We start from the raw sequence: 13187 nt of genomic DNA on the forward strand, positions 1-13187 counted from the left end.
GCCGGACGGCGGCGGACGGTCGGCGGTCCGGCCGATCAGCCGGCGGACCAGAAGTCCAGTGCCGTCTGGAACGTCGTGTTGCTCGTGTTGCCGGAGACGAAGTAGTCGCGCCCTTGGAAGAGGATCGCGTACTCGGTGCCGGACGCGTCCACGTACGCCTGGTCCGCGGCGCGCATCGGACGGCCGGTGCTCCTGTCCTTCCAGGTCCACTCCCACCGGGCGCCGGGCCTGCCCTGGAAGGTGTTCCGCTCGAGCCGGACCCGCTGGTAGCCGTCCTGGCGGGAGACGACCTTCTCCATCTCGAGGAAGTGGTCGTACGCGGACTGCCCGGTGCCCTTGAGGATGCCGATGCGCAGGCCCTCGGCGCCGGTGGGGCCGTGGTAGTCGATCTGGCCGTTGCCCTTCTCCTCGCGGGTCCAGCCCCTGATCACGGCGACGGAGAAACCGGCGGGGTCGGTCACCCGCTCGTAGCCGACGGGGGGTTCGCCCTGAGGAGGGGTGGCGGTGGGGGACGGAGTGGCTTCGGGAGTCGCGAACGGGGTGGCGCTCGCAGAGGGAGAGGGTTCCGGGCTGTGGACGGTGGAGGTGGAGGTGGAGCCCTTCCCCTCGGCGGAGTCGCTCTTGCCGCCGTCCTCCCCGGCGAGCAGCACACCCGCGGCGACCGCACCACCCACCAGGAAGGCGGCCAGGCCGACAGCCGCCCAGCCGAGAGCCCGCCGGCGACTCTGCGCGGCGGCGGGGGCGAGGAAGGGCGCGCCATCGACGGCCGTGGGCTGATGGGCGGGCGGCGCCATGGGAGCAGGCGGCGCGTACCCCGGCATGGGCGGTGCGTACGGGCCGGACGGCAGCCCGGACGCACCGCCGCGAGCGCCGCGGATCAGTACGGCCAGCAGCACCGCGCCCGCCGTCCACAGCAGCCCGAAGAGCAGCAGTTCGCCCGCGTTGATGCCGGTGTCGATGTCGCTGTAGCTCAGGCTGGAGAACGAACTCCCGCCGGACATCCGGAGCGTGACGCCGGAGACGAGCCCCAGCAGCCACACGGCCGCCAGGAAGAACACCCCGGACAGCACCGCTTCGACACCACCCGCGGTCGCGCGGCGCACCACCATCAGCGTCAGCATCAGCGCACAGAGCACACCGAGGGCCACCACGCCCACCTGGGCCCAGGCACCCCACACCTCACCGATCTGGGAGAGGCCGGCGCTGGGCTCCCAGCCGGCGATGCGGAGGCCGCCGGTCACGTTCTCCACGTCGGCGCCCCAGGAGACCCCGAGCGACAACGCCGCCAGATTGCCCAGCAGCGCGGCCGCGTAGAGGAAGTCCCAACCGCTGTCGAAATGGCGGGCGTTGTAGAGGACAATCCCGAAGTCGGCCAGTGCGCACAGCCCCACCGCCAGGGCGAGGGCGCGCAGTGCGGTGCCCCACGCCCGGATCACCATCTGTACGCCCGCGCCCGGCCGGGTGGCGAGCGCGTCACGGCACAGGACCGCGCCCCCGAGCGCGGCGGTCAGGCCGAACGCGCCCAGGGCGGCGAGCACCGGGGTGGTCGAGACCGAGGTGTTCCCGAAGTCCGGCTGCCCGTACAGGCCGAGCGCCAGCACCACGGCGGCGGCCAGCAGCGCGCTCCGCAGCGCCGCCTCCGCACCGCTGCTCGCGGTCCAGGCGGGGCGGGTGCGGCGCAGTCCGCGGGCGCCGACGACCGTCGCGGCCGTCCACAGCGCGGTGAGGGAGAGCAGCCAGACGGACAGCGAGCCGCCGCCCCTGACGAGTCCGGAGGAACTGGTCGCCTCGATGTCGAAGGTGGCGCCGAGACCCTGCAGCAGTGCGGCGATGGCGGTCTGGAAGCGCGTGGTCCAGTTGCCGGACTCCTCCGTGCCGGACCCCAGCGAGAGCACGACCGCGGTGGCCAGCAGCACGCCCACCGGCCAGAGCGCGGCCCGCACGGAGCCCGCCCAGTCGCCGGTGAAGACCCGCCGCACGAACTGCCCGGCGGGCGAGGGCTGCTGGGGCTGTTGCGCATACGGGGCGTACGGGGTGTACGGAGCGTGCGGGGCATGAGCGGGCGGCGGCGGTGCGGTGGGTATGGGCGGCACCCCGCCCGCCCCCGCCGGATGAGGCCGCGCCTTGCCGCACTTCATGCAAAAAAGGGCGTCCGACGCGAACGGCGAACCACAGGCAGGGCAATACAACGGCATGAGCGCTCCGGAAAGGGGGCGAGTACTGGGCCGTGGGGGTCGTGCCGTGGGGGGCCGGGCGAGTTTACCGAACTACCGCACGCTGCTCAGGGGTTCTTCAGTCCTTCGTGCCCCGGTGCAGAGCGACCACGCCGCCGGTCAGATCGCGCCACGCGACCTTCGTCCAGCCCGCCTGCTGCAGCCGCGCCGCGAGCGCGCTCTGGTCGGGCCAGGCGCGGATGGAGTCGGCGAGGTAGACGTACGCGTCCGGGTTGCTGCTCACCGCACGGGCGACCGGCGGCAGGGCGCGCATCAGGTACTCGGTGTAGACCGTGCGGAACGGAGCCCACGTGGGGCGGCTGAACTCACAGATCACCACGCGCCCGCCCGGCTTCGTCACCCGCAGCATCTCGCGCAGCGCGGCGTCGGTGTCCTGGACGTTCCGCAGCCCGAAGGAGATGGTGACGGCGTCGAACACCCCGTCCGCGAAGGGCAGCCGGGTCGCGTCCCCCGCCGTCAGCGGCATCCACGGGTTGCGCTTCTTGCCCTCGCGCAGCATGCCGACGGAGAAGTCACAGGGGACGACGTACGCGCCGTCCTCGGCGAAGGGCAGCGACGAGGTACCCGTACCGGCCGCGAGGTCCAGCACCTTCTCCCCGGGGCGCGCGGCGACGGCCTGTGCCACGGCCTTGCGCCACAGCCGGGCCTGGCCGAGCGAGAGGACGTCGTTGGTCAGGTCGTACTTGGCCGCCACGTCGTCGAACATCGCGGCGACTTCGTGCGGCTGCTTGTCCAGGGAGGCTCGGGTCATTCCCTCATTGTTCACCACGGGGTCCGAGTGCTTTGGACGGGGACGGTCACCCTCGGGAAGGGTGGCCGCCCGCGGTGCGGACTGCGCCTTCCTGCAAGGGCCCCCGCGCCCCCTCAGGACTGCCGGTCCCTCCCGGCCCCGTCACCCTCCGGGTGACGCGGCCCTCTTCACCGGCAGTGCGCGTCTTTGCGGCCCGCCGGCGTATGCGCCGGGCGTCCGGGCCCTCGAGCTCGCACCGCGGAGCGGCCGGAGCGGCCGTCCCCGCGGAGATCATCCTGCCGGGCGGAAGCGGTGGTAAAGGTTCCCCTTAGCGCGGCCCTGACGGGTGGGGCGGGGGTCCTTACGGATCACTGACGACTCACGACTCCAGCAGGGCAGTCAGGTCGATCTCTACAGGGAACGGAAACTCGGTGACGAGCTTTTCCTGGTGTACCGGGTGCAAAGGCGCGGGGATGTACGTGGTCGAATCAGCGGGCAGCCAGTACTCGTGCACTGCAAGACGCAGATCCTTCTCCAGCTCAACACGCCAATAGAACGGCACCCCCGCCTGAGCGAACTGTGCAGGCTTGCGAATGCGGTCATCGCTCCGGGACCCGGGCGACACGACCTCCACAGCCAGCTTCACCCGGCCAACAGGAGTGCACTCCGTGTCGAGGAGTCCCAGCCCCTGCCTCTCGCAGACAGCCACATCGGGCTTGAGAACCGTCCTGTCCTCAAGCAGTACGCAGCGCTCGACATTGATCCGGTACATGGACGGTGCAGCCTGCCGGAGGTAGTAGCGCAGTTCGTCACGCACCTCGTCGTGCCAGAGCTTTGTCTGCCCACGAACCACGATCACTCCGTCCACGAGTTCCCAGTCGAAGGGCAGCTCAAGTTCCTTCACCTGGTCGAACGTCCAGCCTTCGGCAGGCGGATACATCCAGTTGTCCGGAGTGGCCTTCTGGCCCGGTCGGCCAAGAGTCATCACTGCTCCCATGGACGCGAGTGTGGACGCGGGTGCGGATCGCGGTCCCACATACGACGGTAGCGTCACCCGAAGTAGTGGACGTCCGACACGGCGCTGACTCACGCCCGCCGGTGCACCAGCCGCCCGCCCAGCACCGTCGCCACGCACGTGCCCGCCCCGGCCGCCACCAGCGCCGCCTCGTCCGGCACATCGAAGGCGGCGAGGTCCGCCCGCGCGCCCACGGCCAGTGGGGCCGCCACCGCGTCTGCAAAGCCGTACGCATTGCGGAAGGGGTCGAGGTTCGGGTCCTCGAGCAAGACGCCCGGAGCGCCCATGACGGAGACCTCCGTCAGCCCGGAGCGGGCGACGGCCGTGCGCACCACCGGGTCGTGGAAGTGTCCGGCCACCGCCGTCGTCCCATGCCGCAGCATCTGCTGCAGCCCCCGCCGGACGCTGCCCGCCCAGCGGGTCTCGGTCATGTCGAGGGCCGCGAGCCGCTCGCCGGTCAGCGGGCGGTCGCCGAGCCGGTCGTACTCGCGGGGGTCGGGGTGATACGTACGCTCCAGCAGCCACTTGCCGTGCCACTGGCGCAGCCCCGGGGTGAGCACGCCCGGCCAGCGGCGCACGCGGGCCGCCGGGTGGGCGGTCACCACCTGCTCGTACGGCCCGAGGGCCACGATGCGGTCGCCGTCCACCGCGACCGCGCCGTCCGGTACGGGCGCGCTGCCGTCAAAGGCCAGCAGCAGCCCGGCCGTGTGCACGGTCAGCACGAGGGCCTCACTCGGAGGGGACGAGCTTCAGCTCGGGGTGTGCCGTGCCGCCCTCGATCGCCGTCGAGGACAGGTGCGAGACGACGCGGTCGTCGACGGGGTCGTTCGCCGGGTCGTCGTGGACGAGCAGGTGCTCGTACGTCGTGGCGCGCTGTGCCGGGACGCGGCCCGCCTTGCGGATGAGGTCGATGAGCTCCATGCGGTTGGAGCGGTGCTTGGCGCCGGCGGAGGAGACGACGTTCTCCTCGAGCATCACGGAGCCGAGGTCGTCGGCGCCGTAGTGCAGGGAGAGCTGTCCCGCCTCCTTGCCGACCGTCAGCCACGAGCCCTGGATGTGGGCCACGTTGTCGAGGAAGAGCCGCGCCACGGCGATGATGCGCAGGTACTCGAAGATCGTGGCCTGCGTCCGGCCCTTCAGCACGTTGTTCTGCGGCTGGTAGGTGTAGGGGATGAAGGCGCGGAACCCGCCCGTGCGGTCCTGCACGTCGCGGATCATGCGCAGGTGCTCGATCCGCTCGGCGTTGGTCTCGCCGGTGCCCATCAGCATGGTGGAGGTCGACTCGACCCCCAGGTTGTGGGCGAGCTCCATGATCTCCAGCCAGCGCTCGCCGGACTCCTTCAGCGGGGCGATCGCCTTGCGCGGCCGGGCCGGCAGGAGCTCGGCGCCCGCGCCCGCGAACGAGTCGAGGCCGGCGGCGTGGATGCGGCGGATGGCCTCCTCGGCGCTCACGCCCGAGATGCGCGCCATGTGCTCGACCTCGGAGGCACCGAGGGAGTGGATGACGAGCTGCGGGAACTCCTTCTTGATCGCGGAGAAGTGCTCCTCGTAGTACTCCACGCCGTAGTCGGGGTGGTGCCCGCCCTGGAACATGATCTGGGTGCCGCCCAGCTCCACGGTCTCCGCGCAGCGGCGCAGGATGTCGTCGAGGTCGCGGGTCCACACCTTGTCGCTCTTGGGCGGGGCGTAGAAGGCGCAGAATTTGCACGCGGTGACGCACGAGTTCGTGTAGTTGATGTTGCGCTCGATGATGTACGTCGCGATGCGCTCGGTGCCCGCGTAGCGCCTGCGGCGCGCGGCGTCGGCGGCCGCGCCGAGCGCGTGCAGCGGGGCGGAGCGGTAGAGCTCGAGCGCCTCCTCCGGAGTGATCCGGCCACCGGTGGCGGCGCGGTCGAGGACGGACTGAAGGTCGGCGTGCTCGGTCACCGGGCGTCCCTTCGGAGGGTGTTCTGTCAGACCGAGCCAGCCTACGCCAGGGGCTTCACCGGCCGGGCGGCGGCCGGTACAGGGACGTTCGCCCCTGTCTTTGCGGCCCTCGGGCCTGATTTTCTGCCTATGACTCAATTCACCGCCACGGCGGGAACCCGGCCCCGGGGTTTACCCCTCCCTTAGGGCGGAATCTCGACTCGTCATGTCCTTCGGGGCAGCATCAACGTCCGGAGCGACACGATGACGCACTCAGCAAACGGGGCCTACCGGTCCCGTGGGCACCGCCGCGCCTCCAAGGCCAAGCGGTGGTCCATCATCGCGGTCTGCATAGCCGTGGTCGCCGGTATAGCGTGGCCGGTGCTGAGCTACTTCAACTACTTCGACCTGTTCTCGGACAAGGGCGAGTCGATCAGCTTCGGCCAGTCGAACGGGAGCGGCGGCCAGCAGGCGGACAACAAGCACCAGTCGTCCAGCTCCCCGGTGCTGATGCCGACCGGCCCCGACGCGAAGTTCACCATCGCCAACACGGTCCCCGAGGACGGCACCAAGATCGCGGTGACCACCCTCGAGGGGAAGAAGTCCGGGTTCACCGGCAAGGTCTGGGTCTGGGTGCCCAAGGAGTACAAGGACCCCAAGTACGCCAACAGCGGCTTCCCGGTGATGATCGCGCTGCCCGGCGGCGCGGGCTACCCGATGAACTACTGGATGGGCACCGACCTCAAGCTCGAGGCGAGCATCTCCAAGTGGCACGACGAGGGCAAGAGCCTGCCCTTCATCCTGGCCATGCCGGTGCTCAACCCGCACCCGGACAACGGCATCTACAACGACGCCAGTGACATCCCCGGCCAGCCGAAGATGGGCACCTGGCTCACCGAGGACGTCCCGGACCTGATCAAGGCGAACTTCCGCACGATCAAGTCCCGTGACGGCTGGGCCATGATGGGCTCCTCCACCGGTGGCTTCGCGAGCCTGAAGTCGGCCCTGCAGAAGCCGGACAAGTTCAAGGCGATCATCGCCTCCGGCCCGGACATCGTCCCGGACTCCCCGCTGTGGAAGGGCCACGAGAAGGAGAAGGCGGAGAACAACCCCAAGCTCCTCGCCCCGAAGCTGATCAAGAAGGGCGGCCCGGAGGTCTATCTCGCCTTCCAGGTCGGCACCCGCGGCTCGGACGCCCAGGCCAAGCCGAAGATCGAGCAGTTCCTGAACGAGTTCGGCAACAAGGGCCCGATCCACACCAAGTACAGCGTCATACAAGGCGGCGAGCACAACGCCAAGACCTATGTGCCCGGCATGTACGACGGCGGCCTGATCCAGTGGATCAGCGAGCACATGCAGGGACCGACGCCCGCGTCCTGACGGTCCTGACGCCGTACGTCCACAGAGCCCCGGCCCGCGCAGGGTCGGGGCTCTTCTGTGTCCACGCACCGTGACACAGCGCGACAGCCGTTGCGATCCGGAACCCCCTGGCCGGTTTTGCCCATCTCCACGGGGAGAACCAGCTGTCATGTCCTTCGGGGCAGCGAGTCGTCCGGGAGCGACGTGATGACACAGACTTCCAGTGGGACGTACCGGTCCCAGGGCCACCGGCGGGCCACCCGCGCAAAACGGTGGGCCATCACCGCGGTGTGCATAGCCGTGCTCGGGGGCATCGCCTACCCGGTTCTCGACTACTTCGAGGTCTTCTCGGACAAGGGCGACCCGATCTCCTTCGGCCAGGACGACGGCAAGGGCGGGCAGAAGGCGGGCTCCAAGGCTCTGATGCCGCTCGGCCCGAAGGCCGACTTCAAGGTCTCGGGCACGGTCCCCGAGGACGGCAGCAAGATCGCCGTCACCACGTACGAGGGCAAGAAGTCCGGCTTCAAGGGCAAGGTCTGGGTCTGGGCGCCCAAGCAGTACGACGACCCGCAGTACAAGGACAAGGGCTTCCCCGTGCTGATCGCGCTGCCCGGCGGCGCGGGCTTCCCCAACAACTACTGGATGGGGACCAACCTCAAGCTGCAGTCGTCCATCCAGAAGTGGGCGGACGAGGGCAAGAGCCTGCCGTTCATCGTCGTCATGCCGGTGCTCAACCCGGAGAACCACGACACCGACAAGCACGACCCGACGCCGGGCCGCTACTGGGACGGCAGCGACATCCCGGGCCAGCCCAAGATGGGCACCTGGCTCACCGAGGACGTCCCGCAGCTGGTCAAGGAGAACTTCCGCACGGTCAAGTCGCGCGACGGCTGGGCCTTCTTCGGCTCCTCCACCGGTGCCACCGCGGGCCTGAAGTCCGTGCTGCAGAAGCCGGACCAGTTCAAGGCCGTGATCGCCTCCGGCCCGGACATCGTCCCCGACTCCCTGCTGTGGCGGGGCCATGAGAAGGAGCAGGCGGACAACAACTCCAATGTGCTCGCCCAGCGGCTGATCGCCAAGGGCGGCCCGGACGTCTTCCTGGGCCTCCAGGTCGGCTCCAGCGAGCCGGTCAAGCCGCCGATCGACAAGTTCTTCGCCAAGTACGGCAACAAGGGCCCGGTCAAGGCGAAGTACTACGTCATCCCGGGTGGCGAGCACAACGCGGCCACCTACGTGCCCGCCATGGAGACCGGCGGCCTGATCCAGTGGATCAGCAAGCACATGCAGGGTCCGGTCTCGTAACCCTCGTAACCCTCATCGCCCCGAAGCCCTGGCTCCCTCCCCGGAGGGGTCAGGGCTTCAGCAGTTCCACCCGTACGTCCGCCGGGTAGCCCGTCGTCGGGCCCGTGCGCCGCGCGAACTCCCGGACGCCCTCCAGCTGCGCGGGCCCGAAGCGGAAGTCCAGGGTCCGGAAGTAGCGCTCCAGCAGCTCCGCGTCGAAGGACTCCCAGCGAGCCGCCTGCTCGGCGACCTTGCCGACCTCCTCCAGGGACAGGTCCCGGGAGGCCAGGAACGCCTCGTGCACCTTGGCCACCGTCTCCGGCTCCCGCTCCAGGTAGTCGCGGCGCACGGCCCATACGGCGAAGACGAACGGCAGGCCCGTCCAGTCCTTCCACATCTGCCCCAGGTCGTGGACCTCCAGGCCGAGCCGGGGGGCGTCGTGCAGCGAGGCCCGCAGCGCGGCGTCGCCGATCAGCACGGCCGCGTCGGCCTCCTGCATCATCCGGCCGAGGTCGGGCGGGCAGGTGTAGTAGTCGGGCCGCACCCCGTACTGCTCGGCGAGCAGCAGCTGGGCCAGGCGCACGGAGGTGCGCGAGGTGGAACCGAGTCCGACGCGCGCCCCGTCCAGCTTGTCCAGCGGCAGCTGGGAGACGATCACGCACGACATGACCGGGCCGTCGCAGCCCACGGCGATGTCGGGCAGCGCGACGAGGTCACCGGCGTTGCGCAGGAACTCGACGAGCGTGACCGGGCCGATGTCGAGGCCGCCCTCGATCAGCGTCTCGCTGAGCTTCTCGGGGGTGTCCTTGGTCAGATCCAGATCGAGCAGCGTGCCCGTACGGGCGAGGCCCCAGTACAGGGGCAGGCAGTTGAGGAACTGGATGTGACCGACGCGGGGGCGGGTGCGGCCCGATACAGAATTGTCCACAGCGGGAGGCTAGCCCCGCGCCGGCGCGCGAACGGCCTCGGGGTGTGCGCGGGCGTCATGCCCAACGGGCCGTCTTTTCCGCCCACTGCCCCGGGAAAACCCACCTTGAGCGTGATCTTTGACTCTTCCGCCCCGAGAACCGAGCGTGCTAGGCTCGCCGCAAGTTGCAGTTTGGTTTCCCTTGCAGTACAGAGCCTGCGGAGCATGTAACCCGCAGGCTTTTGTAGTTTTCAGACTTCTCGCAGGTTCTGGAGCAGGGCAACCCTTTTGGGCCCAAGGAGGGCTTATGGCTACCGGAACCGTGAAGTGGTTCAACGCTGAAAAGGGCTTTGGCTTCATCGCCCAGGACGGCGGGGGCCCCGACGTCTTCGTCCACTACTCCGCGATCAACGCATCCGGCTTCCGCTCCCTCGAGGAGAACCAGCCGGTCACCTTCGACGTCACGCAGGGCCCGAAGGGTCCGCAGGCGGAGAACGTCACCCCGGCCTGACCCTTCGGGTCCGACTAGGGCGGCAGGCCGATCGCGGCCGACGCGCTGTACCCAAGGAGCCCCGCTCCCCGCTTCGGCGGGGAACGGGGCTCCTGTCTTTTCCGGCACCACTTTTCTGCTTTCCCGCCGGGCCCCGCCTTCCCGCCGAACCCTGCTTTCCCTGCCGCCTCAGGATTGACAGGAATTTAACGCAGTTCGTACAGAGCATCGATTTCAGCGGCATAGTGTTCGACGATCGCCGCCCGCCGCAGTTTCAGTGTGGGAGTGAGATCACCACTCTCCACCGAGAAATCCTCCGCCAGGACCGCGAACGCACGGATCCTCGCCGGTCCGGAGAACTGCTCATTCGCCGCGTCCACCGCCTCCTGGCACAGCTGTCGCACGGCAGGGTGCCGGGCCGGGCCCTCGGGGCCGAAGTCCACCCCCATCCGCGCCGCCCATGCCCCGACCTCCGCCGCGTCCAGCGTGAGCAGGGCGACCGGGTACGGACGCCGGTCGCCGACCATGACCGCGCGCGAGATCCAGCGCGACTGCTGGAGCGCGAACTCGATCAGCGACGGGGTGAGGTTCTTGCCGCTCGAGGTGATGACCAGGTCCTTCTTGCGGCCGGTGATCACCAGATAGCCGTCGGGGTCCAGGAAGCCCAGGTCGCCGGTGTGCAGCCAGCCCTCCTCGTCCAGCGCCTCGGACGTGGCGCCGGGGTTGGCGTGGTAGCCCGGGAAGATCCCCGCGCCGCGGGCCAGGATCTCGCCGTCCCTGGCGACCCGCACCTCGCAGCCCGGTATGGGCCGCCCCACCGTCCCGTGCCGGACCGCTCCCGGGTGGTTGAGGGAGATCAGCCCGGCCGTCTCGGTCATGCCGTAGCCCTCGAAGACCGGAACGCCGCACGCCCGCAGGAACTCCGCGGTCTGCGGGGCCAGCGGGGCGGCCCCGCACCCGGCCCAGGCCAGCCGCCCGCCGAAGGCGGCCCGTACGGGTGCGAACACCCGCTCCTCGGCCTCCTCCCAGGCGCCGCGCAGCTCCCCGGTGAGCTCCTCGCCCCGCTCCCGGGCGTCCGCCGCCGCGAGGCCGGTGCGTACGGCCCGGGCCAGGCGGTCCCGGCCGTCGGCGCTCCCGGCGCTCCCGGCCTCGGCGAAGGCGAGGACGCCGGCGTGGACCTTCTCGTAGAGCCGGGGCACCGACGGCAGCCGGGTCGGCCGCACCTCGGCCAGCTCGGCCACGACGTCCTCGATCCGGCCGCCGAAGAAGCACAGCGTCTCGCCATGCACCAGCGCCGAGAACTGGACCATCTGGGCCAGCAGATGGGCGAGCGGGAGGTAGAGGTAAGTGACGTCACCCGGGCCGCCCCCGTAGAAGCCGGCGGTCGCGTCGTGGTTGGCGAGGAAGTTGCCGTGGGTGAGGCGACAGCCCTTGGGCAGGCCCGTGGTGCCGGAGGTGTAGAAGATGCCGCAGAGGTCGTCCTCCGTACGGGACTCCGCCCGCGCCAGCAGCTCGGCCACCGGCACGCGGTCCGGCAGCGCGCCGAGTGCCAGTGCGCCTTCGGCGGTGCCGTCGATCACCACCACGTGCCGCAGCTCCGGCAGCTTCGCGCGCACCGAGGCGACCCGTGCCGCCTGCGCCGCGTCCTCCGCCACCACGACGACGGCGCCCGAGTCGCCGAGCGCCCAGGCGAGTTCCTCCTCGCCCGCCGAGGGGTAGACCGGCACCACGACGGCCCCGGCGGCGAGGGCCGCGAAGTGGGCGTACGTCCACTCCGGGCGGGTCTCGCAGAGGACGGCGACCCGGTCCCCCGGGCGTACGCCCAGGCCCATCAGGCCGCGGGCCACGGTGCGGACGGTCTCCCGCAGGCGGTCGTAGCCCACGTCCTCCCAGCCGCCGCCGTCCCGGGCCCTGAACCGCAGGGCCGGCAGACCGCCGTACCGGCCGGCCGTCCATTCCGTGAACACCGCGAGCGTGCCGGGTCGTTCGGGCATTGGCACCTCCGTCTGGGAGCCCTGACGTATTCGTACAGATGACGCTAGAGAGCCTTTACGGGCCCGGGGGATGACCGGAACAGTCAGTACCACTGACCTCGACGCTCACGGGGTGCCCACGATGCTGTGTTTTTCAAAGAACAGCCGGACGATCAGCGTGCACTGCGTACGGGCGGCGCTCGGCGGCGCTCGGCGCCTCGGCATCGACACCGTGCCGCTGCTGCAGGGCGCCCGGATCCCGCCGCTGCTGCTCGGGGACGACCGGGCGCGGGTGAGCCCCGAGCAGTTCACCCGCCTCATGCGCGAGCTGCGCCGGGCCACCGGCGACGAGTTCATGGGCCTCGCGGCGGTGCCCAGCAGACCCGGCACATTCGCGATGATGTGCCACGCCTGCCTCGGCTGCCGCGACCTCGGCGCGGCGCTGGAGCGGGCGGCGCGGTTCTACGGGCTGTTCCCCGGCGGCCCCGACCTCGCGCTCGAACGGCACGGCGGCGAGGCCGTGTTCACCTTCCGCAACGACCTGCGCGGCGCGCCCGAGGGCCGGTTCCTGGCCGAGTGCGTCCTCATCCTCTGGCACCGGCTGGCCAGTTGGCTGACCGGGCGCCGGATCCCCCTGCTCTGGGCCGACTTCGCCCACGCGGCACCGCCGTACGCGCGCGAGTACGGGGCCGTGTTCGGCTGCCCCGTGCGCTTCGGCGCGGGGCGCACGGGCGCGGGGTTCGGCGCGCACTGGCTGGCCGCGCCGGTCCTGCGGGACGAGACGGGCCTGGACGAGCTGCTGCGGCGCGCCCCCGCGGAGCTGATCACCCCCCGCGTGTACGGCATGACGGTCACCGAGCAGGTGCGCCGCGCGTTCGCGGCGGCGCTGCGCGAGGGGCGGCCGGTGCGGCTGCCGGAGGCCGGGCAGCTCGCGGCGCGGCTCGCGGTGAGCCCGGCGACGCTGCGGCGGCGGCTGACCGCGGAGGGCACCTCGTACCGGCGGCTCAGGGACCAGGTGCTGCGGGACGCGGCGCTCGCCGGGCTGGCCGGCGGGCCGGAACCGATCGCGGAGCTCGCGGCGCGGCTGGGGTTCTCCGAGGACACCGCCTTCCACCGCGCGTTCCGCCGCTGGACGGGGAGCACGCCGGGCGCGTACCGCCTGGGGCAGCACGGCCAACACGGCCAACACGGCCAACACGGCCAGCACGGCCAGCGCGGTCAGCAAAGCTGAGCGTTCCGGTCAGCTCGTTCCTTACCGGCCGGTCACTACGGTTCGCATCAACTGGCTGCGTA

Annotated in this window: 11 protein-coding genes; 4 read left to right on the forward strand and 7 right to left on the reverse strand. The window is 70.7% G+C overall.

Annotation, left to right across the window (positions count from 1 at the left end; genetic code table 11):
• Window positions 1-35: 35 nt before the first annotated feature.
• From ACV530_RS29150 to mqnC, 5 genes are all read right to left on the reverse strand, one after another.
• Entirely contained in the window at window positions 36-2138 is a 2103-nt protein-coding gene (locus tag ACV530_RS29150) for a serine/threonine kinase C-terminal domain-containing protein (protein WP_494335635.1), read from the reverse strand.
• Between the two features lie 154 nt (window positions 2139-2292).
• Window positions 2293-2985, reverse strand: a complete 693-nt coding sequence (locus ACV530_RS29155; protein ID WP_494335636.1) for a demethylmenaquinone methyltransferase — start codon at window positions 2983-2985, stop codon at window positions 2293-2295.
• 358 nt (window positions 2986-3343) lie between these two features.
• On the reverse strand, window positions 3344-3961 hold the full coding sequence (locus ACV530_RS29160; RefSeq protein WP_494335637.1) for a Uma2 family endonuclease: 618 nt from the start codon (window positions 3959-3961) through the stop codon (window positions 3344-3346).
• Window positions 3962-4050: 89 nt separating this feature from the next.
• Window positions 4051-4701: an amidohydrolase family protein gene (locus ACV530_RS29165; protein WP_494335638.1), complete on the reverse strand. Its 651-nt coding sequence runs from the start codon at window positions 4699-4701 to the stop codon at window positions 4051-4053.
• Window positions 4702-4708: 7 nt separating this feature from the next.
• Entirely contained in the window at window positions 4709-5905 is a 1197-nt protein-coding gene (mqnC, locus tag ACV530_RS29170; protein ID WP_494335639.1) for a cyclic dehypoxanthinyl futalosine synthase, read from the reverse strand.
• A gap of 243 nt (window positions 5906-6148) precedes the next feature.
• Between mqnC and ACV530_RS29175 the strand changes: the two genes are divergently transcribed.
• A complete protein-coding gene (locus ACV530_RS29175) occupies window positions 6149-7264 on the forward strand; it encodes an alpha/beta hydrolase (protein WP_494335640.1) in 1116 nt (371 codons plus the stop codon).
• Window positions 7265-7450: 186 nt separating this feature from the next.
• Window positions 7451-8545, forward strand: coding sequence for an alpha/beta hydrolase (locus tag ACV530_RS29180; protein WP_494335641.1), 1095 nt, complete (start codon window positions 7451-7453; stop codon window positions 8543-8545).
• A gap of 49 nt (window positions 8546-8594) precedes the next feature.
• Here ACV530_RS29180 and ACV530_RS29185 read toward each other — a convergent pair whose 3' ends face one another.
• Window positions 8595-9452, reverse strand: coding sequence for a menaquinone biosynthetic enzyme MqnA/MqnD family protein (locus tag ACV530_RS29185; RefSeq protein WP_494335642.1), 858 nt, complete (start codon window positions 9450-9452; stop codon window positions 8595-8597).
• Window positions 9453-9738: 286 nt separating this feature from the next.
• Here ACV530_RS29185 and ACV530_RS29190 point away from each other — a divergent pair, with 286 nt between their 5' ends.
• Window positions 9739-9942 (forward strand): cold-shock protein, encoded by a 204-nt coding sequence (locus ACV530_RS29190; protein ID WP_182313849.1) that lies wholly within the window; start codon window positions 9739-9741, stop codon window positions 9940-9942.
• A 185-nt stretch (window positions 9943-10127) separates the two neighbouring features.
• On the opposite strand, the gene ACV530_RS29195 is transcribed toward ACV530_RS29190, so the two are convergent.
• Entirely contained in the window at window positions 10128-11915 is a 1788-nt protein-coding gene (locus ACV530_RS29195; protein ID WP_494335643.1) for an AMP-dependent synthetase/ligase, read from the reverse strand.
• Window positions 11916-12036: 121 nt separating this feature from the next.
• Here ACV530_RS29195 and ACV530_RS29200 point away from each other — a divergent pair, with 121 nt between their 5' ends.
• The gene (locus ACV530_RS29200; protein WP_494335644.1) at window positions 12037-13125 is read left to right on the forward strand and encodes an AraC family transcriptional regulator; all 1089 of its coding nucleotides are present in this window, start codon (window positions 12037-12039) and stop codon (window positions 13123-13125) included.
• Window positions 13126-13187 lie beyond the last annotated feature (62 nt).

Source organism: Streptomyces sp. SX-6 (assembly GCF_059089585.1).